19 protein-coding genes and 4 pseudogenes are annotated in these 21,063 nt (G+C 36.5%); 16 read left to right on the forward strand and 7 right to left on the reverse strand.

Annotation, left to right across the window (positions count from 1 at the left end; translation table 11 throughout):
* Positions 1-101 precede the first annotated feature (101 nt).
* The 6 genes and pseudogenes from M3226_RS15445 to M3226_RS15475 all read left to right on the forward strand — a co-directional run bounded on the left by M3226_RS15445 (position 102) and on the right by M3226_RS15475 (position 5,132).
* Positions 102-473 (forward strand): helix-turn-helix domain-containing protein, encoded by a 372-nt coding sequence (locus tag M3226_RS15445; RefSeq protein ID WP_251566604.1) that lies wholly within the window; start codon positions 102-104, stop codon positions 471-473.
* 132 nt (positions 474-605) lie between these two features.
* A pseudogene (locus M3226_RS15450) lies at positions 606-1,083 on the forward strand (DNA polymerase beta superfamily protein); the annotation flags it as partial.
* 77 nt (positions 1,084-1,160) lie between these two features.
* Positions 1,161-2,323: pseudogene (locus M3226_RS32975) on the forward strand (IS3 family transposase).
* Between the two features lie 623 nt (positions 2,324-2,946).
* The gene (locus tag M3226_RS15465; protein ID WP_251566606.1) at positions 2,947-3,249 is read left to right on the forward strand and encodes a hypothetical protein; all 303 of its coding nucleotides are present in this window, start codon (positions 2,947-2,949) and stop codon (positions 3,247-3,249) included.
* 226 nt (positions 3,250-3,475) lie between these two features.
* Positions 3,476-3,754, forward strand: coding sequence for a hypothetical protein (locus tag M3226_RS15470; protein WP_251566607.1), 279 nt, complete (start codon positions 3,476-3,478; stop codon positions 3,752-3,754).
* Between the two features lie 1,177 nt (positions 3,755-4,931).
* The gene (locus M3226_RS15475; protein ID WP_042463323.1) at positions 4,932-5,132 is read left to right on the forward strand and encodes a cold-shock protein; all 201 of its coding nucleotides are present in this window, start codon (positions 4,932-4,934) and stop codon (positions 5,130-5,132) included.
* Between the two features lie 367 nt (positions 5,133-5,499).
* On the opposite strand, the gene M3226_RS15480 is transcribed toward M3226_RS15475, so the two are convergent.
* Positions 5,500-6,732, reverse strand: a complete 1,233-nt coding sequence (locus tag M3226_RS15480; RefSeq protein ID WP_251566608.1) for a COG4705 family protein — start codon at positions 6,730-6,732, stop codon at positions 5,500-5,502.
* Between the two features lie 451 nt (positions 6,733-7,183).
* Between M3226_RS15480 and M3226_RS15485 the strand changes: the two genes are divergently transcribed.
* Positions 7,184-7,543, forward strand: a complete 360-nt coding sequence (locus tag M3226_RS15485; protein WP_251566609.1) for a hydrolase — start codon at positions 7,184-7,186, stop codon at positions 7,541-7,543.
* Positions 7,544-7,748: 205 nt separating this feature from the next.
* Here M3226_RS15485 and M3226_RS15490 read toward each other — a convergent pair whose 3' ends face one another.
* Together M3226_RS15490 and M3226_RS15495 are read right to left on the reverse strand one after the other, a co-directional pair.
* Positions 7,749-8,591, reverse strand: a complete 843-nt coding sequence (locus tag M3226_RS15490) for a manganese catalase family protein (RefSeq protein ID WP_251566610.1) — start codon at positions 8,589-8,591, stop codon at positions 7,749-7,751.
* A gap of 207 nt (positions 8,592-8,798) precedes the next feature.
* Positions 8,799-9,533 carry a TraR/DksA C4-type zinc finger protein gene (locus tag M3226_RS15495; RefSeq protein WP_251566611.1) on the reverse strand — a complete coding sequence of 245 codons (735 nt, stop codon included), beginning with the start codon at positions 9,531-9,533 and terminating at the stop codon, positions 8,799-8,801.
* Positions 9,534-9,812: 279 nt separating this feature from the next.
* Between M3226_RS15495 and M3226_RS15500 the strand changes: the two genes are divergently transcribed.
* The 3 genes from M3226_RS15500 (at position 9,813) to M3226_RS15510 (ending at position 11,433) form a co-directional block, all read left to right on the forward strand.
* On the forward strand, positions 9,813-10,379 hold the full coding sequence (locus M3226_RS15500) for a general stress protein (protein WP_251566612.1): 567 nt from the start codon (positions 9,813-9,815) through the stop codon (positions 10,377-10,379).
* A 492-nt stretch (positions 10,380-10,871) separates the two neighbouring features.
* The gene (locus M3226_RS15505; RefSeq protein ID WP_251566613.1) at positions 10,872-11,111 is read left to right on the forward strand and encodes a hypothetical protein; all 240 of its coding nucleotides are present in this window, start codon (positions 10,872-10,874) and stop codon (positions 11,109-11,111) included.
* On the forward strand, positions 11,074-11,433 hold the full coding sequence (locus tag M3226_RS15510; RefSeq protein ID WP_285857861.1) for an ArsR/SmtB family transcription factor: 360 nt from the start codon (positions 11,074-11,076) through the stop codon (positions 11,431-11,433). The genes M3226_RS15505 and M3226_RS15510 overlap by 38 nt, the downstream gene beginning before the upstream one ends.
* 179 nt (positions 11,434-11,612) lie before the next feature.
* Here M3226_RS15510 and M3226_RS15515 read toward each other — a convergent pair whose 3' ends face one another.
* Entirely contained in the window at positions 11,613-12,341 is a 729-nt protein-coding gene (locus M3226_RS15515) for a ZIP family metal transporter (protein WP_251566614.1), read from the reverse strand.
* 1,167 nt (positions 12,342-13,508) lie between these two features.
* Here M3226_RS15515 and M3226_RS15520 point away from each other — a divergent pair.
* The 4 genes from M3226_RS15520 to M3226_RS15535 all read left to right on the forward strand — a co-directional run bounded on the left by M3226_RS15520 (position 13,509) and on the right by M3226_RS15535 (position 17,806).
* Positions 13,509-14,684, forward strand: a complete 1,176-nt coding sequence (locus M3226_RS15520) for a glucose-1-phosphate adenylyltransferase (protein ID WP_285857862.1) — start codon at positions 13,509-13,511, stop codon at positions 14,682-14,684.
* Positions 14,685-14,979: 295 nt separating this feature from the next.
* Positions 14,980-16,347: a dipeptidase gene (locus tag M3226_RS15525; RefSeq protein WP_251566615.1), complete on the forward strand. Its 1,368-nt coding sequence runs from the start codon at positions 14,980-14,982 to the stop codon at positions 16,345-16,347.
* 106 nt (positions 16,348-16,453) lie between these two features.
* Positions 16,454-17,206, forward strand: a complete 753-nt coding sequence (locus tag M3226_RS15530) for an NADPH-dependent oxidoreductase (protein WP_251566616.1) — start codon at positions 16,454-16,456, stop codon at positions 17,204-17,206.
* A 201-nt stretch (positions 17,207-17,407) separates the two neighbouring features.
* Positions 17,408-17,806, forward strand: coding sequence for a hypothetical protein (locus M3226_RS15535; RefSeq protein ID WP_251566617.1), 399 nt, complete (start codon positions 17,408-17,410; stop codon positions 17,804-17,806).
* A 247-nt stretch (positions 17,807-18,053) separates the two neighbouring features.
* Here the strand turns inward: M3226_RS15535 and M3226_RS15540 are convergent, their stop codons facing one another.
* Entirely contained in the window at positions 18,054-18,953 is a 900-nt protein-coding gene (locus M3226_RS15540) for an AraC family transcriptional regulator (RefSeq protein WP_251566618.1), read from the reverse strand.
* 202 nt (positions 18,954-19,155) lie between these two features.
* On the opposite strand from M3226_RS15540, the gene M3226_RS15545 reads away from it, so the two are divergent.
* Entirely contained in the window at positions 19,156-20,136 is a 981-nt protein-coding gene (locus M3226_RS15545; RefSeq protein WP_251566619.1) for an aldo/keto reductase, read from the forward strand.
* 63 nt (positions 20,137-20,199) lie between these two features.
* Here the strand turns inward: M3226_RS15545 and M3226_RS15550 are convergent.
* Positions 20,200-20,346: pseudogene (locus tag M3226_RS15550) on the reverse strand (IS1595 family transposase); the annotation flags it as partial.
* A gap of 18 nt (positions 20,347-20,364) precedes the next feature.
* Here M3226_RS15550 and M3226_RS15555 point away from each other — a divergent pair.
* Complete coding sequence (locus M3226_RS15555; protein WP_374110612.1) at positions 20,365-20,613, forward strand: hypothetical protein; 249 nt, start codon at positions 20,365-20,367, stop codon at positions 20,611-20,613.
* Between the two features lie 134 nt (positions 20,614-20,747).
* Here the strand turns inward: M3226_RS15555 and M3226_RS15560 are convergent.
* Positions 20,748-21,063, reverse strand: a pseudogene (locus tag M3226_RS15560) (IS110 family transposase); the annotation flags it as partial.

Raw genomic sequence — 21,063 nt, forward strand, 5'->3', positions numbered from 1 at the left:
TTCTTTTTGTTAAATGGGGCAGGTTAGTCAAGGGATTATATTTAATTTATCGAATAATATAGAATAAGAGATACCTATCATTTATTTAGGGGAAATGTTCAATGAAATTTATTGTCTATCCGATTAGTGCCTTGATTATTGGAATATCAATAATCATTGGCGCCTCAATCTTAAAGGGGACATTTTTTACAAACCAAAATAATTCTACCATCAAAAATTCTTCAACGTCGATTTCTACAGTTAATAGTACAAATATTATGACAAAAAAACAACTTGCTGAATATCTCCAAGTTAACGAAGGAACAATTGATAGCATTATGAGAGAAGATATTAAACGAAAAGTTGCAATTGGTGACTCTTATGAAACGTATATGTTTCTTCCTTATATGAAGATTGGTAACCAAGAACGTTTTTTAAAGTCAGAAATCGATAAATGGCTAAGATATCAAAATGATAATCCCCTTAATAAATAGGTTAACAAGTAAATTAAGCAATTTGATTATATTATTAGTTACTTAGAATATTTTTCTGATGCACTAAAGGTTACAAGACTTTAGAACCAGCTGCCATTCTTGGCGGCTTTTCTTGTTTCACTAACAGAGCCTTTTGCTGTTGAGTCGGGAAGCAGGGCTTGGGAATTCTCTTCAAAAGACAGTGAGTATGATGTTCGCTTTATCTATGTACATAAACAGAATGATTATCTAACAATAGACCAAAATGGGAATAGGGAAGAAAAGAGATGTAATTGAATTACCTTTAAATGACTTGTTAGATATAACAGGATGGGAACTTACAAAAGCATTGAGGCTATTTAGAAAATCTAATCCGCCATTAATGGAATGGCTAAAATCAGGTATAGTTTATTACCAATCTTTTTCTACTATCTACCAGATGAAAGAGCTTAGTAAAATTATTTTTTCTCCGAACTCCTGTTTACATCATATTTAAATATGGCAAGTAATAATTTTCGTGAATACTTACAGGGGGAGTTTCCACCGTTAGAGTTCCCTAAATATATGAGAGGACATATTACCTGATGGGGAACTAAAGAAACACATTGAAATCTTATTAAAAAGAAAAATTGATGTTAGACTAAATTACGGACACGATAAATTGGGCATAATAGTAAAATTAACCAATTTATAAAGGACGTGTCGATAATGGGATCTCATTTTGATAAGGAGTTTAAAACTCAAGCTGCTCGATTGGTTGTGGAGGAAGGCAGAACGGCTACTCAGTTAGCAGACGAGTTAAATATTTCGTCTAAAACCTTGGGGAGATGGGTTAGGGTTTATAGGGATCAGAAGGAAAATGGTTTTATTGGTAGTGGAAATATACATCCAGATATGAAGACACAAAAAGAGTTAGAAAAGAAAATTGAGGATCTTGAAGAGGAGAATGCAATTCTAAAAAAGGCGATGCACATCTTCACCAAAAGCCCGAAGTGATTTATAGATTTATTTCGGAACACGATAAAACGTTTCGTGTGGTGAAGATGTGCAAAGTATTAGGTGTATCCAAAAGTGGTTATTATGGCTGGCGAAATCGCCCTTTGAGTAAACAGGCAAAGCGTCGACAAGAGCTCACGAAAGAAGTAAAACGTGTTCATGCAGAGTCAAATCAGATTTATGGAAGCCCTAAAATTCATAAGCAGTTGGAAAATGAAGGAATAAAGACTTCTGAAAGAACTGTTCAACGAATTATGTCAGATGAATTAATACGTTCAAAGACTGTAAAAAAGTATAAAGCAACTACAAATTCAGACCATGATGACCCAATATATCCAAATATAATAAATCAAGATTTTACCACTACAGCGCCAGGTGAAGTTTGGGTGGCTGACATTACTTATGTTTGGACAAAGGAAGGTTGGCTATATCTGGCGTCAGTAATGGACTTGTATTCACGAAAGATTATTGGGTTTAATATGGGGAGTCGTTTGACAAAAGAATTGGCTATTATAGCGTTAGAAAGAGCTATGATTAATCAGCCGCCTAGAGAGGGACTTATTCATCATTCTGATCGAGGAAGTCAATATGCATCAATTGATTATACCAATAAGCTTAAGGGAGCAGAAATAACAATTAGTATGAGTCGTAAGGGTAACTGTTATGATAATGAATGCTTGTATAGAATCGTTTCATAGTTCAATAAAGAAGGAATTGATTTATCAAAAAAAATATAAAACCCGTGATGAAGCCACAATGAGCATTTTTGATTATTTGGGGGATTTTATAATTCAAAACGGATTCATTCTACTTTAGGATATGTTTCACCAAATACATTTGAAAAGCAGTATTTATCTAAGATACAAAAGGCTTAATTTTGACCATTTTCCTGTTAGACTAGTGAGCCTTTGGAAAAGGCTCACTAGTCTAACAGGTCAGCAAGCGAAGCGCGATAGGGGTTTTAAATAAAAAAGTCTCAATTTATTTTGTCCGTTTTCTTGACGTAGTACCAAAATAGACGGAGAAGAACTTGATTTTGAACCGGAAATTGAGGTCATAAACGATTTTTCAAACTTATGGATTACCAAATTGTTCAATTAAAAGGGCATTTTAGTATAAATAGATATCCTTCAATTGGACTATTGAGAATTGCCTTTCAATCTTATTGACCATTTTATCATCCTCACAGAAAACCAACTTTTAACACCATTGTATGGTAATAATTACCTGACATTTCTCTAACTGGTCTTCATATCTTTTAATGAAAGTGGATCAAATAATAAGGAGGATGTACCCAGGAACGTTTTTAATTCACTCTTCCGAATAACTAATAAAGCTAAAACAGCATCACAGATTCAATTAATTAAACGGATAAGAATTGGAGGAACAAATTATCAAAGGATAGGAAAAGCAATTTAAGAGATGATTGAGTATTTTATTATAAAAAAAATCACTAGGATTTTTATTTAATGATCCTTTTATCCATAAGGAGGATTTAATGAAAAGAGAATATTTTTGTTGTGGTTGTGGACTTTTTCATTGGCTTGATGTGGACACAGTAGATCCTGATACGGAGAAAATAGAACCTGTTTCGATACAAGGTTGCCCAAATCCAAACTGTAAACGTCAAACTCCTTTTCAAACAGATTTTCAAGTATTTGCGATAGATACTATTGATTGGATTAACTACAGTGAGAGTCATCAAGATTTCATAGAAAAAATTAAATGGAGTTCTCCAAAATATGCCCCCGAATTTGCTATTAAAATATACGAAAAACAAGGTATTAGAATTGAAACCTAATACAAAGTTTCAATATTATTGGAATTAGAGATAATGGGATTCTTCCACGAACGGGTGCAATAGTTGGAGATGAAGATCGCTGTTATGCGGTCTTTTTTTTGTTGAGCTAACGCGGCAGTCTTGTTCAAGAAGGTATTAGTACTAATGAAAAGAATATATTGTAATAAATACTGATTTCTGGTCGTTTGTCTTATTAAAGGATTAGATACGAAAAGGAGCTAAAAAGGTGTATATAGTAATTGGATTTCTGGTTTTAGTAGTAGTGTTAATTGTAGTTATTCAACTAACTTCAAATAGGAAATGGAAACTAATATGTACTGTATTTGGATATGAAAATTATTTTACGGTAATTGCGAAATTAAAAAGTGAAGGAATAAAATACAAAACTAAAACCCCTTTAAATTCAGTTGTCAAATATCATTTTAAAGATTCTACGCAATATGATGTGTGGGTAGAAAAAGAAAATGAACAAATTGCCCATAAAGCATTGCACAAAAATAATTGATTTATTGTTTGAACAAATAGGATGTAAGAGTTGAAAATGCTGTCATTTTGGCGGCTTTTTTAATTGCACTATATGGGATAGTTAAATAAGAAATTGATAGATTAATTGTAACATGTTAATCTAAATTAAATTTGAAAAAATCCTTGGATTGGGGATATTTAAAAGAGGAAGAATTAGCCACAAGAATTACTCTGAAAAGGGGATAAAAAAATATGTAAAGAATTCATTACTAAAAAACTGGAAATAATAATTAGGAATTATTATTCAACCCTCATATGCGAACTTCGAAGGCAAAGGATGAATGATTACATTGGATAATTCCAGAATTGATAGATTTGATAAAATTGTTAAAATGGGAAAACATAAAACTGAAGAATTAACAGACTTTTGGATGGATGTAAAAAAGCAGTGGGTTTCACAATTGAATCCCCACCACTTTTAGCATTTTTACCGATTTTGATAAGGTAAATTTAACAAAGATGCGTATTAGACTATTCCTCTTTTGCATAAACGGATGTAATTAATAAGAAACCATTTATAAAAAATCTTTATTATTTTTTCTTGGAACAAGGAGGTTTAGGAGGTTTAGGAGGTTTACGAGGTTTAGGAGGTTTAGGTTGACAAGGTTCACAGCTTACACCACATTCACAGCATTCACAGCATTCACAGCTTTCACGGCATTCACGGTCTTCACAAGGATCACAAGATTTAAAGGTTTACAAAATTCGTAAGATTTAAAGGACTGACAAGGTTCATAATGTCCATAAGATTGATTAAAGTAACCCATTCTAAACTACTCACTCCTTTCTAAAAGATAAAATAGTTTATGAAACTTTGATTAAATCTGAAACGGACAAGTATGTAACTTATATTAAAATAAATATTAAATACATACTTTGCTCTAATTCTGTTGTTAATAAAGCAAAAGAACACAATGCCATAATGAACAATAACATATCTTACACTTCTATTTTTCTGATATTAAATTATAAGTAAAGAAACACAAAAATGATTTATGTTAAACTTCTTGCAAATTCTTTTGAAATATGTTATTCTTTAGAAGAATTATTTTTGTTCGGTGTAAAGGATAGTATAAGATTAACTTTTCGTCTTGATGATCACTGAGTGCAAGGATAGTAACACATTGTGTGCAAAGCACACAGCAGGAGGAAACAAAATGGAACAAGGTAAAGTAAAATGGTTTAACGCAGAAAAAGGTTTCGGATTTATCGAGCGTGAAGGTGGAGAAGACGTTTTCGTTCATTTCTCAGCTATCCAAGGCGAAGGTTTTAAATCTTTAGACGAAGGTCAAACAGTTACTTTTGACGTTGAGCAAGGTCAACGTGGAGCTCAAGCAGCTAACGTGCGTAAAGCTTAATAATAGGAACAAACTAAAGCAGGCTCTTTTATAGAGTCTGTTTTTTTATTTCTTCTTTTTTAAAGGCTCTTTTCGTAAACTATGTTGCTTTAACACCTAAATTGGGGTATTTACTAAGTTTCTAGGTAATTTTCGCACATGTTCTTCAGAAAAGATGTCACGAAGCCTGGACTTATACGAAAAACAATAATTTATGCTAAAATAGCCTTTTTAAAAACAAGGAGCCCCACTCACGAATGAGTAGGGCACATGTAAACAAGTAAATCAAATGGTAAACAAATTGTATCACATAATCACCCATTCTCCTAATTACCTATGAATTATATTCAGGGCAAAAAGGAAACTAAGATTTGCGATTCCTAAGATTTTATTTATTTGCTTCGTTTAGGACACTAAGTGAATTATTAAGCGCAGATTTGCACCTGCTGGCATCGGGGTTCGATGATCGAACTGCTGATAAAACAATGTCAATTGTTCCATCGATTTTTGTCCAAGTTGTGTCATCGATTTTCCTGAGTTTCGCTTCAGATGTATCCCATTGATGTTCCAAATCATCTGCGCCTTTTTTCGCAGAAGTGAAGTTATGGGAATTTTCATTGACTTGCAAGTTATTTTCAATTTTAATAAAATCTGTTAATTGTCCACTTAATGTCGCTTGTGAAGAATTGGTTTGCGATGCGATTGTTTGACTCCGCCAAATATAACCGGCTACACCGGCAACTAAGAAAATACAAAGTACCAGAATAGTTTGTGTCAAAATATACTGCTTATTTCCATTTGCTTGGTTTGTCTTTGTTCTTTCACTTTTGGACTTTCGATCAATTTTTGAAACAGCAAGGAAAACAATAATCGCTAAAATAGCGACAAGGAAAATGACGCTCGTAATAGTTGTCCCCAAACCCAATCCGCCATTCACTTTTGATTGAGATAAGTAATCCCCTAATGATGCTCCGAGTGGACGAGTCAAAATATAAGCAATCCAAAACGCTAATACTCCATCCAATTTCACTTTCCATGCCAAGAATATACAAGCAATAATAATAATCACGGTTATTCCTGTTTTAAGATAGCCAAAACCAAGTTGTTCGGAGTATAAATCACCGACTGCGGTTCCAAGTGCAAAGGTGAATAGAATAGTGAGCCAATAGAAAACTTCTCTTTTGATAGTAAAAATCGAGTGTATCGAAAGTGTTTTTTCACTCAGATACCAAAATAGAAAAGTTAATCCTAACAGAACAGAGAAAACTGCTGTGCTAAGTTCCAATGGAACTCCTATGCCATCTGTCAAGTTATCGGTTACCAATGTACCAAATACGCTAATGAGAACAACGGTCACCCAATAAATGCCTGGAACATATTTAGAAGCTTTGAATTGGAAAAACAATACAATCAAAAATGCAACTCCCATAATGACGGTCGTTTTAGTTAACCCAAATCCAAGATTGAAATTCAGGAAATCTGCAAACGTTTCCCCAACAGTTGTACATAAAACCTTGATGATCCAGAAGAATATAGTAACTTCTGGTACCTTGCTAAACAATTGCAGTTTTGAAGGTTGTACCATTCCAGTTTGTTCAGAAACTGTTACGTTTTTTTTCAAAGAATTCATCTCCTATTTTTAGTACTATTGTTCCTATGCAATTCCATCCCTTATTCCTTTGAGATGACGCTCGGTTCTACTATAGTAGAAAACGGAGAGTTGTTTATTAAAACCCAATTAAAATTAACTTAAGTGTTTATTAAATATAGGCAGTATTTCTTATTGTACATTTGAATCATGATTGTTGGAAATTCCGTTTTACAAAATAGAGGAATATTTGAAGCTGAAGGTAGTCTTGCGGCAATCAGATTCAAGAGCGTTCTTTGAAACGGTGATGCTATGTTCGGCAAACCAAGTGGGTTTTGGGCATTTGAATAGCATAATTAAATAGCGAAAAGAAGAGTAAAAGAAGGGGGGAGCCCGGAGGCAGCCTAGAAAGAAAAGATTACTTCTACCTGTTTTGAACGATGTCATTTGTGGAAAACATACCAAAAGGAGAGGAGATGATTTCATGGAAGATTCAAAACACAGTTATTATATTAACATTCAATCTCACGAGATTTTTAGTGAACCATATGGAGCAGAATGGGATTTTAAAATTGAAGCAACGGCAAGTCAAGCTGCTGTTTTGGAACGGTTGTTTGATAAAACCGATGAAACGGATTGGGAAAGTTATGTCCGAGCCCACATTCCCTATCTTGAATATCATCATCAACCCCAAAACAAAGAATATGATCTACGAATGATATTGATCTATAGTTTACTATATTATTTGGGTGATGAAAAATCCCGTCACCATATTCGCGATATGGGGATATTAAATGAAGATTTAGTAAACGAACAAGCCATACTCGGGTACCGAGAATTTTGACCAAAAAAATAGAGGTTTATTACGTATTTGTAATAGGTAAGCGTCCATTACCGAAAGATGAGGAAACATTGAATAAATGTTGGGCAGGAATCATATAGGCAGTAGAGATAAAATCAGCAAAAAGAGCGTCCATTCAATGCTCTTTTTGTATTTTCATTAACAAAACAAGATGATCTCAAAAGAGGTCATCTTGTTTTGTTTGTTTTTATTTATTAAGTGATTTAGTGAGATCTAAGTCATGATGTAATTTTTTAGACGGAATACTTGGATTAGGTACTTGTCCTTTTGCGATTGGCTCTTCAATATATACAAAATCTCCAGAACCATCTGGTGCACTTCCTGTAGCCCAAAGACCTTCAGAAGATTCAAGGCCTTCCGATAGATTCCAAAATTCATAGGCCTGAGGTTGGGCTTCCTTTTCAGCTTCAGCGGGGAAAGAAGCAGGGACTACAACACCGTTTTTCTCTTCAAGCTCTGCAATTGCGGCCATCCATTGATATTGATGGTATCGGTCACGAGCAAGCATTTTTCGAAATGTCGCACGTACACCTTCATCTGTCGTCATATGGTATAGACGAGCTACTTGAAGTCTACCCTGGCTCTCTGCATGTAAATTAGAACGCATATCTGCTAATAAATTTCCGCTCGCTACAATGTACGCGCCGTTCCAAGGTACTCCATTTGCATTAGTAGGCAACCCGCCAAGACCGCTAACGAGTAAATGCTGAGGATTGACCCCGCCCATTATCGCAGCCATTGCAGGGTCTTTTGCCGCTTCAGCCTGATCTTCCGGAGAAGCACCATCAAGCAATTGACTGATTAGTGAGCATAGCATCTCCACATGTCCTATTTCCTCTGTACCTATATCCATTAACATGTCTTTATACTTTTCTTCACCACGACAATTAAAACCTTGAAATAAGTACTGCATCATAACAGTCATTTCTCCAAATTGACCACCAAGTACTTCTTGAACTTGCCGGGCGAGCATAGGATCTGGTCGGTCTACTTTTACCTCGAACTGTAATTGCTTTTGGTGACGAAACATAAAATTCCTCCTTTGTTAACTGAATTTCTATACTTAATTACCCATAGACACTTTACATTAATCATTTTTTTTAAAGGAAACCGTTTAGCAGAGGAGTGGAATAGTCTGCGATTACATTTGACGAGAAAAAAGGGCAGCGTTTTTATTGATTAAGTGCTTGAAAAAACAGAGACTTTATCGAGTCTCTGTTTTCTTATCATCTTGTTATCAATCTATATAACTATCTTTCCTTTTATATGGAATATCGCCAATTTTAGATTCAATTCCTTTCCTATCTAGCAGTTCTTCGTACTCTTCCAACTTTCTGGAAGGCAGTACGGTCTTTTGCTCACCAGTGATGTCTGTAGCAGAATAAGTTTCGTAATCCTCCGGAAGGGAATCTTCGTTTCTTCCTCGGTTATACAGCTCATTATAGCTAGTATAATCGCCAACGAGGTCGGCAGGAGTTTCCGAGGTTCCAAACCTGGCGACCTCCCTAAAACTATCTTGCGTATCGACAACGCCATGTTCCGGTTCATGCCTGAAGGAATTAACCTCGGATCGCTCTAAGATGTGTTCCTCAACTGGACTATATTCTCCTACAGATGTTACTGGAGAGTGATTTACACAATGTAAGGTGGAAGGAAGAACTTCCAGCCGCTCGAAAGGTATTTCGTCCCCGCAAACCTGGCACTTTCCATAGGTTCCCTTATCAATGGCCTCTAGTGCAGTATTTATTTTTTTTAGCTCTTTATCCTGGTGGCCCTCTAATGCAAAGTCTCGTTCACGCTCAAATAATTCTGTACCCAGGTCAGCGGGATGATTGTCATAAGCTGATAATTCACCGACTGTTTCCCGTATATTCGAATCCAGATTACTGTTAACATTTATCTGGGTTTTAATTGCCTGTTTTTCCTCCTCGAGACTCTTTTTTAAGCTTTTAAGCTGGTTTGTTGATAGCATTATGGTCACATCCTATTTTAAATTTACTATTAATCTCGTAGTGTAAATACCCTTTTTGTTTTTATAAAAACCCGATGCAATGATGATGGTTCCAGTATGGATTGCTAAAGGAAGGGAGGTTGTAAAACGAATTGGAGGAGGAACGGGTGGGATTTTTGATTTTATTGTTCCAATGTGTGTAACACTCCATATTGAGGGTCTGATTTAAGGGCAATGTTTCATTCCCCTTTAGGGAGGGTAGTTTTAATTAAGACTACTTAACCCAAAGGAGGAATTTCAATGTACGAACATGAAAAGCATTTGGTAGGAGTTTACGAGACTGAACATGAGGTTATTCAGGCGGTTGAAGATTTAAAAAAGCAGGGCTATGCTTCCGAGGATATTTCAGTAATTGGGAAAAATAAAGATGACGTAAACGAAATTAATGATGTCACTGGAACGACGACTGAAAAAAGTGCTATGGCTGGAGCGGCAACAGGCGGTGCACTTGGTGGGGTATTAGGACTGCTTGCAGGCGTAGGTGCCCTGGCAATACCAGGCATTGGACCTCTTGTAGCGGCTGGACCGATAGCCGCTACCCTGACTGGGGCTGCTGCCGGCGCTGGCGTAGGTGGGTTGGCAGGAGTTTTAATTGGATTAGGAATTCCTAAAGAAGAGGCTGACCGTTATGAAGACCTTGTTAAAGAAGGTAAATTCCTTGTAGTTGTGGAACGACGAGAAAATCGTGTAGGAGAGGGACAAACAGTCGATACAAGTGGGACCATAGTATCAAATGATCCATACACTACTCCGGTCACTTCCTTGAATCAAACTAATACTAACTTACGTAACAACAGAGATGTATAATAATTAAAAGTGAAAAGGGTACCTTTTCCTATTAGGGAAAGGTACCCTTTATTAATAGAATGTCCTTATTATTTAATTTAATCTAGAAGAAATGATGAAAAATAGACATAATCAACCTCCCTAAAAGTTGAAAAAAACCTACAAATAACCTCCATAACAGACCCAATATTCCATCAATAATAAATTCGATGATTTCCTCAACTATATAATGACGTATTTTTTTCTTGTGTTTTTCCTTTTCTTTAAATCGTTTCATCTGTGGGAACCTCTATAGAACGCTCGGTATTTTCAAAATAAATCCCTTTTCTCTTTTTATAGTGTTAACGCTAATTAAAAGATATACGTAGAAAATATTAACTAATTCTCAGGTTTGGATTAAGAACCTTCCAGAAACACTAAATTATATTATATTTAACATAACACCTTTAGGTGTTATAATTGTTAATGAAACTAAAAGGTGTCATAATATGATTTTTGTAGGAGGAAAAAGGAATGGACAAACAAGGTCAAGAAATGTTTTTAAATTTTATTTTACAAAGAGTTCAAGAGGGCAAAGAGGACGAAGCAAGAGAAATACTTGCAGAAAACTTTAAGAAACAAGAAGAAGGCACCTTCACAAAAGACGATATTGAACAGTTTATCCCTAAGATGATTAGCATATTAAAACCAGACAAAATAGAGGAAATACAAGCAGTTGCAAAGCAATTTGCAGGAAGTTACGGCAATAAATAAGGTTAACCAATCTAAGCACGATGCTTTCCAAGCAATATCACACCCTACCCGTCGAAGTATGTTAAAATTACTAGCTGAGAAGGAAATATCTATAGCTGAAATTACAGAATACTTTCCGATTAGCCGTACGGCTGTGAATAAGCATCTTCATATTCTTTCTGACTCTGGTCTTGTCAGAAGCCGAAAAGTAGGACGTGAAACTCATTATATGCTTCAACCCGAGTCATTAGTTCAAGTACAAAATTGGCTTAGCTTTTTTGAATATTTTTGGGAGGAAAAACTCTCTGCTCTTAAAGAATTTTTAGAGGAAGATGGCCATTAGTTCTAAGAGAACCGACATAGTGTTAGTTAAGACACTACGGTTCTCTTATTTTTTTGTACTTTTGGTGTTACTTAGGCCTTGTTGATGAATGTAAATTACTTGTTGTTATGGAACGCCGTGCAAATTAAAATTAACTATTGCTTGAATAATGGCGAACAACAATTCTTTACAATCATTGATTAAGCCGAAAAATGATCCATGATGAGTGATACCAATAGACCCAAGGCAGCAATCAATCCAGTTACAGACCCGCTTTCTTCGTATGCTTCGGGCATCATGGTTGAAGTGATCATCGCAATGATTCCTCCCCCTGCAAAAGCGGCTATTCCCGCCATAAGATAGTCCGGAGCGTTGGATAAGAAGAAGAAACCTCCCCAGGCACTAAAAGTAGAAATGATCAAAACAGATAACCACAACAGAAATATTTTCCTGTTCTGGTAACCGCTGTTTTTTAAACCAACGGTACTTGAGAGTCCTTCAGGAATGTTACTAAGGAAAATCGCCGCAACTAACAACCAACTGACAGACTGCTTTTCCAACAGACTTGCTCCAACCATGATGGATTCGGGAATCGCATCCATTACTGTTCCGATAAAAATAGCAAGTCCTGCCCCTTTCGTTGTTTGACTTGATCTTTTTCTTTGGTTCGCGCCTTTTTTAGAAACGAAATAATTTAAAATTGTAAATATAAGGGCACCCAAAGTAAATCCTATGGCAGTCGCTTTTAAGCCTCCATCGTGGAGGGAATCCTCGAGCAATTCGTAGGAAGCCGCTCCGATCAATATCCCTGTACCAAATGCCATAATGTCACCTATGATTCTTTGCTTTACGGGTAAAAATATAGCTGCAAGGGCACCTAGGAAAACTGCTGAACCGGAAATCGCTCCCCACATGGCAGCATCCCACATAGTAATTCCTCCTTCCAAAAAGTTACCATACTATTGAAAATGAATGACTATGTCTTAAGCATAAATAGGGTATCATTCAGACGAGGATTACCCGAACCTCCAATCAGATGACTGTTTATCCTCCTCAAGTCCCTTTTATGATGACTATTAATCTCTTAAGAGATACCCTTTTTGTGTATGATAAAAACCTAACACTGTAATGTAGAACGGGGTATGTATCGTTAAGGAAGTGTTGGTGGGGATGTTTTTAATTGAACCCATTTCCGTTTTCCCAACAATCCGATTGATGAGTGGTATATCGATTTACGGTTACTTTGAAAAAAAGTTTTAACTTTAGATGATTACGATATCCAAAACGGGGTATTTTAGTAGAAAGCAAAATGACATAGAATGAAGCGCTATTCAGATATTTATTGATGTGATGAGAAATCCTTACCAGAACAGTGTCCTCATTGTCGCTTTGCGAAAATCAATTTTGAGAACCTTGGCCTAAGAATCTATTACATTATTACATTCTCGAATGGGATTAAAAAACGGGCAGGAAGCCTTCCTGTTTTTTAGCAAATAAGGAGGAGACAGCTATGTTCAATTTTATGATTGGATTCATCCGAGGAATCACATTCATGCTTCCGTTTTGGTTTATGATTTTTTTAGGTGTATGGGGCAAAAGAGGAAGGCAAGCAGAATAATGAAGGCTTTCGCTAAATTTTCATCCCATTACCTGCAAATTTATATGATTCATATAATGGTAGTTGGGTATACAAAGCATAGTTATGTTAGCAACTGTTAATAAGGTTCATCAATCAATAGGAGTGGAAAGGAAAAGTTGATAGGAAAGAGGGGAGTTTAGGTGGAGTTTTTAGATTTAGGTACTTGGTTGGAATATTTCTTGTTGATTATTAGCGGATGTTTAGTTTTGTTGCTTTTATTGTTGTTTTATTCCAATAGGTATACACGGGAGAAAATAAATCAAATAGAGCAAAATGATGAAAGCGTGGAGTCATACACGGATTTTCGCTAACAGTGCAAGAGTTGAATATCAGCTGCCTTTTGGCGGTTTTTTTGCTTAGCTGAAGGGGGCAGTTTTGCTTTCTAGCTAAAAAGCAATAACAATAAATGTTTCATCATTTTCAGATATAAAGTACATCTTCTACAGGAGGTAAATTTATGACATCTAAACAATGTATTGCGATGCTTTTAGCTGGGGGTAGAGGTAGCCGGTTAAAAGAGTTAACTCAAAATATTGCTAAACCAGCCGTCCCGTTTGGTGGAAAATATAGAATCATTGATTTTACACTAAGCAATTGCCGTAATTCCGGGATCGATACAGTCGGTGTGTTAACACAGTATCAACCACATACCCTTCAAAATTATATTGGCGATGGAAAGCACTGGGACTTAAATAGGAAAAATGGAGGCGTTACCATTCTTCCTCCGTATCAATGCGATCAGGGGGAAAGATGGTATGAAGGGACGGCCCACGCGGTTTATCAAAACCTCGGATATATCGAAAGTTACAATCCGGAATATGTACTAATTATTTCAGGTGACCACATTTACAAAATGGATTACAGTAAAATGCTCGAGCAGCATATTCGAACAAAAGCGGATGCCACGATTTCTGTTATCCATGTACCATGGAAGGAAGCAAATCGGTTTGGCATTATGAATATAGATTCTGAGTCCAATAGAATAGTGGAATTTGAAGAAAAACCGAAACAACCAAAATCAAATTTAGCTTCTATGGGAATCTACATTTTTAATTGGAAATTGTTAAAAAAATATTTAGAAAAGCAAGAAAAAAAACCATTTTCATCTAAGGATTTTGGAAAGGACATCATCCCTGCGATGATTGAAAATAACCAGCAATTGTATGCCTATCAGTTCAAAGGATATTGGAAGGATGTTGGTACGATTCAAAGTCTTTGGGAAGCAAATATGGATTTGCTCTCCTATCAAACCAATCCTCTTTTACAGAATGAAGAGTGGGAGATCTATACCTATGAAACATCTCAGACACCGTTGTATTTGGATGGGAAAGGCAGCATACACCAATCACTAGTGAGTGACGGATGTAAAGTGTTTGGGACCGTTCAGAATTCAGTTCTTTTTCACGGAGTTACAGTAGGGAAAGGTGCCGTTATTAAGGACTCGGTTATTTTACCAAATACGGTAATAGGTCAAAACGCAATCATTAATCGGGCCGTCGTTGGTAGTGGTACGGTGATTGAATCGAATGTTCAAATCGGAGAAGCTACCCCATTTAGCGAGATTACTTTAATAGGGGATAACCATATAATAATAGGGGATAAATCTAAAACAATCAAAAACCATGCTGTGTAAAAAATAGGAGGTTAGTAAAATTTTTTGAGAACTTTGAAAGATTTGTGGAAATTGCCAAATCCTTAGAACTCCGAGGGAATAGTGTGAAAATTGATACAAAGGAACGAATACAGAATATCTTACCAAGATTACGGTTATATCTCGGAAACGGTCGAAATCTTCTAACCACCTTTTGGTCGTGAAGGCACATTCATGATGTAGTATAAATCTTTTCCTTTTTTCAGAGCTGTTTGTAGGTTTTCTCGATATTTTTGTATAAAATAGGAATAGAAAATCTAACAGAAAAGGTGAGAACATGAAACAGTTAACAGAGTTTTTATCCAATCATCATGATCAAAATGTCGAAGAATTAAAAGAATTGCTCCGTATTCCTAGCATTAGTTCCTTATCCGAGCATAAAGAGGACATCCAAAAAGCAGCTTCCTGGATTGCCAATAAATTAGAAAGCATTGGAATGGAACATGTGGAAATCGTCCAGACAAAAGGTCATCCGATTATCTATGCGGACTGGCTTCATCAGGAAAATGCCCCAACAGTCTTAGTATACGGGCATTATGACGTACAGCCTGTCGACCCTGTTCATTTATGGGAAACTCCTCCGTTTGAACCAACGATCCGTGATGAAAAGATCTTTGCCAGAGGGGCAACCGACGACAAAGGGCAGACGTTCTTACATATTAAAGCAGTAGAAACACTATTGAAATTAGAAGGTAAATTACCAGTAAACGTTAAATTTTGCATCGAAGGAGAAGAAGAAATCGGAAGTCCTCATCTTCCGGCATTTTTATCCGCTAATAAAGAAAAATTAGCTTGTGATGTGGTTGTTATATCTGATTCTGATATGTGGGACAGAGGCGTCCCAGCTATCACTTATTCTTTAAGAGGTCTATGTGCACTGGAATTTTCCCTTAAAACCGCTAATTCTGATTTGCACTCGGGCATGTTTGGCGGAGGAGTCCAGAACGCCAACCATCTCTTGGTTCAGCTTCTTTCTACCCTTCATGATGCAAACGGAAAAGTTAATGTGGACCATTTTTATGATGATGTCGAGCTACTGACGGAATTTGAAAAGCAACAGATCAAAGCATTAGGTTTCGATGAAGAAAAGCTAAAAAAATCATTAGGGTTGACGGAATTAACGGGCGGGGAAAACAATTTTCCTTACCCTGAGAGAATCAGTTCCCGGCCAACATTAGAAATCAATGGCCTGTGGGGAGGGTTTCAGGGGGAAGGAACCAAAACGGTGATTCCGAACGAGGCACATGCCAAAATCACATGCCGTTTAGTCCATAATCAAAACCCTGAAAAGATTCAGCAATTAATCAAAAAGCATTTGGAAGAACATGCTCCAAAAGGATGCACGGTAAAAGTAACTTTACAAGATACGGGCAATCCATTTTTAACGCCAATCGACAGTCCGATGATCCAAAAAGCCGCCGAAGCCTATGAAAACGTCTATGGAAAAGCACCAGTTTATAAAAGAGAAGGCGGTTCGATTCCGATTGTATCTGACTTTAACCAATCCCTAAATGCGCCTGTTGTCTTAATGGGATTCGGTTTGCCAGATGAAAATCTTCATGCACCAAATGAACACTTTAATTTGGAAAACTTTGATAAAGGCATCCTAACCATTTGTTCCTTTTTTGAACATCTAATTAGGTAAAATGGTGCCTGTCACCACCTGCTGGTGGTGACAGGCACTTTTATTAGGTTGTAGTGTTTGAATTTGAAGTTGTGTGTGTAGTATCGTATACACGAGGAGTGATCATATGAACGAAACCATTAAATTATTAAAAAATCATCGCTCAGTTAGGGATTTCGACATTGAAAGAGATGTAAGCGAAGCCCAAATCCAAACGATTATGGAGGCAGCTTTGGCTGGTCCGAATTGGATCAATGGCCAGCAAGTGAGCGTGATCGAAGTGAGGGAGTCTGAAAGGAAAGCCGCATTGGCGATAGCGGCAGGCAATCAAAAGTGGATTGAGGAGGCTCCTGTTTTTCTTGTGTTTTGCATCGATTTTTATCGGGCGAAGCTGGCCGCAGAAAAAAATGGGACTGATTTTAAAATCGTCGAGGACTTAGAAGCGATTATCATCGGTTCAACAGATGTTGGAATCGCACTGGGAAGCGCGGTGATAGCTGCTGAATCGATGGGTCTTGGGATCGTTCCAATCGGAGGATTAAGGAGAAATCCTCAAACCTTTGTTGATCTTTTGAAGCTGCCAGACTATGTTTTTCCTATTTCAGGTCTGGTCGTCGGACATCCACGAACGGTTCCAGGACAAAAACCAAGGCTGCCACTTAAGGCAACCCACCAGAAAGAACAGTATAATGCTAAAATTCAAATGGAGATCATTGACCAATATGATCAAACAATATCTTCCTACATGTCTGAACGGACGAACGGTAAGGATACCAGTGACTGGTCGAGTAAAGTTGCTCAATTTTATGATAACGGATTTGAACAATACGCAAAAAACTCCAGCCCAACGGTTAAAAATCAAAGATTTCAATACAAGTAGAAAAAGTGAGACTTACCCTATAAAGTTGAGTCATGATTATGTTTGTTTAAACAACGGATAGCTTTATTTATATTGAAAACCAACAATTTAACTCTGTTCGTCCATCCTACAAATGATTTTTATGATGTTGTTGTCCACACCTTATTAAAATACCAATCATATTTTATTAAAAAGAGCATGAAGGGAAGAAGAGTGTGATTGGTGGAAGATGAAAATAGATCAAAAAAGGAACCAAATGGAGAATTGGATCGGTTTTCGAGTTTCATGTTTGGAGCCAATAGGCGTAAAGAAGGAAAAAATAAGAACGAAAGTATTTCACCAGAAATTCCGGAACCAAAAGAGGCACCTCATTCCAATCGCAAGACCCATCAGTTTAATGACTGGTTTCTTGGCTCTAGGAGAGAAGAGGCGGAGTACAGTGCCCCAACTCCACAAAATCAACTAGAACAACAAATAGGTAATCTTCTTAACAAAGTGGATGTGGTATTGCTTATGGAAACGATTGATATGCTGGTCGAAACAACTAAACAATATAAACCATTGCTGAAAGAAATCTCTCCAATGTTTAAACAATTGAAAAAGAAATTCAAATCCAAATAGACTATCGACTAGCTGCATTTTTAAATGAAAAATATTAAAATTCCTACAATAAAAAAATGACAGGTTTGGATCATACCTGCCATTTTTTTATAGTTACGCTCTGTTAAATAATATTGTTGATATTCATACAAAAAAGCAGCCAGAAAATGTCTGGCTGTTTTCATAATTTAATTCTACTTCAATTTGATGAAAATATATCAAATTAAAGCAGCATCTTCCTTTTTTAGTTATTCATTCACTTGTTCATTTAAATGTAGTTCTCTTTCAATCGGTTTATATCCGCTCTTGGTGAAAAACCAAACATGCGGGAATATTCCCGACTAAATTGAGATTGACTTTCGTAACCTACTTTGAAGGCGACATCAGCTACATCTGATGATTCAGCTAATAACAAACGCCTAGCTTCCTGCAATCTCAATTGTTTTTGAAACTTAATCGGGCTCATAGCAGTTACCTCTTTAAAATGCCGATAAAACGAAGCGACACTCATATTCGCTAATTCCGCTAGATCCTCTATTCGAAAGGACTTTTCATAGTTATTAATGATATGTTCAATTACGTTTCTAATTCGGCTGGCATTGCTATTCTCTAACGCCATTTGCTCCAGTACTTCTCCGTGCAGACCTTGTAAAACCCAATAAAGTATTTCTTTCTTAAATAATGGGGCAAGTATCGGAATATGTTTCGGATTGTCCAGCAAAAAAGATAATCTGATTACTGCATCCAACAAAGATGGCTCAACTTCGCTAATAAACATCGCTCGTTTCGCATTTTTTCTCTTTCCTGGTTGAATATCCCTGTCACTTAAAACCTCTAAAATTTCACTCGGTGTAAATTCAAGTTTGAGTGCCAAATAGGGAGAATCAGGTGAGGCTTTTATAACTTGCCCTGTCACTGGTAAATCAACGGATGCAACAATGTAATTACCAGAACCATACCTAAAAGATTCCTCTCCCAACAATACCTCTTTCTCTCCTTGGACGATAATGCAAAAGGAGGGCTCGTTAACTCTAGAGATGGGTTCGGTGATAATGGATTCACGAATGAGAAATAATGATGGGATAGAGGTAGGATGGACACCATCTTGGCCTGTAAAACGCTCTATAAGTTTGCCTAGTTCATGCTGCTTGTCAATTTTCACAGACATGTTTCAATCTCCTTTTTTTCCTTCATATTAGATGGTTTCATTTTACTAGATATTTTCTGAGTGAGAAAGTGCTTTGATAGGATTAGGCAAAAACTTGATAGGATTGGGTTTAGGGTTTGTTTAATATTTGTGACATAATTACAAGTGCAATAAGCAAACTTAAATTGAAAAGTGCTAATAAGTTAAAGCGAGGATTAAATAAATGGAATATGTAAAATTAGGTAATACAGGATTGGATGTATCAAGATTTTGTCTTGGTTGTATGAGTTTTGGTGAAGCAGAAAAATGGATTCATCATTGGGTACTTAATGAAGAGCAAAGTCGCTCTATTATCAAAAAAGCACTTGATCTTGGCATCAATTTTTTTGATACAGCGAACGTGTATTCAATGGGAACCAGCGAGGAATTCCTAGGACGTGCACTAAAGGATTTTGCCAATCGTGATGAAGTTGTAATTGCAACAAAACTACATGGTCGAATGCATGAAGGACCTAATGGTGCGGGACTTTCCCGAAAAGCCATTATGAGTGAAATTGATAAGAGTCTTAAAAGACTAGGAACCGATTATGTAGATCTTTATATTATTCATCGCTGGGATTATAATACTCCGATTGAAGAAACGATGGAAGCACTACACGATATAGTGAAATCTGGAAAAGCACGGTATATTGGTGCTTCTGCAATGTACGCATGGCAATTCCAAAAGGCATTACATGTAGCCGAGAAAAATGGTTGGACTCGTTTTGTCTCAATGCAGAATCATTATAATCTCATTTACCGTGAAGAAGAACGGGAAATGTTGCCTCTTTGTAAAGAAGAAAAAATCGGAGTGACTCCATACAGTCCTCTGGCATCAGGAAGATTGACTCGTGATTGGTCAGAAACAACACAACGTTCCGAGACGGACCAAATACAAAAATCTAAATATGATTCGACCGCTGATGCAGACCGATTAGTTGTAGAACGGGTTGCATCACTTGCAGAAAAATATGGTGTTCCACGCATCCATATCGCACTAGCATGGTTGCTCCAGAAAGAACCAGTAACATCTCCTATTATCGGTGCCACAAAAATCTCTCATCTCGAAGGTGCGGTAGGTGCTCTATCGGTTAAGCTAACACATGATGAAATGGTGTTTCTTGAAGAGCCCTATGTACCACATCAAATCGTTGGTCATAATTAAATGTTTCGATGAGAATCAAGGAAACCCAATTTTCCATAGTAGGAGGATTGGGTTTTTCTCACCTTATGCTATAACAAACTTAGATCTTCTAAGACTATCATAGGATTCTTCAACTGGAAATAGGTAAGCAAAAATAAGCATATCCTTTAGATTGCTTTTTGTAGCTTCAATTTCAATGGTTTCTAAAAATAGGAACCACGCCAAATTTAAATTTAGGAAGAGGCTGGAATAAGTAAAGCTACCTTATATAATCACTTAGATCTTAAAGAACGAATTAATTTCTTGCGAAATCAACAAGAAAAAGGGTATATAGATTCGGGAATCAAACGAGATGAAAACAATCAAAATGCGGTAATCGCTTCGCTCAAAAGAAAAATTGAAAAATTGGAGTTAAAGAATGCACAGTTGGAAAAAGAAAACAAAAGTCTGCGTAAGAAAGAAACCGAAAAACTTAGTGAATATTTTAAGGAGTTATAATCTTCTTCCACTACCATGAAAATTTACTTCTGTACCTTCGATAAAAAGGCAATACTAAAGAAGACGCAGCTCATTCATTTTTTAAAAAGGGGAGAGCGTCTAATTCATTGATCTATGGAATTCAGTTGAATAGATTAGGATGCTTCAGGTTCTTGTAGAGTAACCCTGTATCCTAAACCTTCAAGTCTTCGAAGTGAATGCCGAACAATGGATTGCTGTCTCTGTTTATCAAAGTAGTCTTCGCCTAAGTCTACATACATTTCTTTCCGTGTTAAGAGATAATAAGAGATACGTAACATGGCATGTGCGACCACTATTCCGGCTCGTTTTTTGCCTTTTCGTGATGCTGTTCGTCGATACAGTGCTCCGAGATAGTTCTTCGAACCTTTTACTGAATGAGCTGCTTCAGTTAATGCTGATCTCAAATACTTATTTCCTTTTTTGGTTTTA

This window comes from Neobacillus cucumis (assembly GCF_023715505.1).

Bases quoted from the DNA above. Each gene is read 5' to 3' on its own strand.
- M3226_RS15445 (WP_251566604.1), top strand. From the start codon at position 102: ATGAAATTTATTGTCTATCCGATTAGTGCCTTGATTATTGGAATATCA.
- M3226_RS15465 (WP_251566606.1), top strand. From the start codon at position 2,947: ATGAAAAGAGAATATTTTTGTTGTGGTTGTGGACTTTTTCATTGGCTT.
- M3226_RS15475 (WP_042463323.1), top strand. From the start codon at position 4,932: ATGGAACAAGGTAAAGTAAAATGGTTTAACGCAGAAAAAGGTTTCGGA.
- M3226_RS15485 (WP_251566609.1), top strand. From the start codon at position 7,184: ATGGAAGATTCAAAACACAGTTATTATATTAACATTCAATCTCACGAG.
- M3226_RS15490 (WP_251566610.1), bottom strand. From the start codon at position 8,591: ATGTTTCGTCACCAAAAGCAATTACAGTTCGAGGTAAAAGTAGACCGA.
- M3226_RS15495 (WP_251566611.1), bottom strand. From the start codon at position 9,533: ATGCTATCAACAAACCAGCTTAAAAGCTTAAAAAAGAGTCTCGAGGAG.
- M3226_RS15500 (WP_251566612.1), top strand. From the start codon at position 9,813: ATGTACGAACATGAAAAGCATTTGGTAGGAGTTTACGAGACTGAACAT.
- M3226_RS15505 (WP_251566613.1), top strand. From the start codon at position 10,872: ATGGACAAACAAGGTCAAGAAATGTTTTTAAATTTTATTTTACAAAGA.
- M3226_RS15515 (WP_251566614.1), bottom strand. From the start codon at position 12,341: ATGTGGGATGCTGCCATGTGGGGAGCGATTTCCGGTTCAGCAGTTTTC.
- M3226_RS15520 (WP_285857862.1), top strand. From the start codon at position 13,509: ATGACATCTAAACAATGTATTGCGATGCTTTTAGCTGGGGGTAGAGGT.
- M3226_RS15525 (WP_251566615.1), top strand. From the start codon at position 14,980: ATGAAACAGTTAACAGAGTTTTTATCCAATCATCATGATCAAAATGTC.
- M3226_RS15530 (WP_251566616.1), top strand. From the start codon at position 16,454: ATGAACGAAACCATTAAATTATTAAAAAATCATCGCTCAGTTAGGGAT.
- M3226_RS15540 (WP_251566618.1), bottom strand. From the start codon at position 18,953: ATGTCTGTGAAAATTGACAAGCAGCATGAACTAGGCAAACTTATAGAG.
- M3226_RS15545 (WP_251566619.1), top strand. From the start codon at position 19,156: ATGGAATATGTAAAATTAGGTAATACAGGATTGGATGTATCAAGATTT.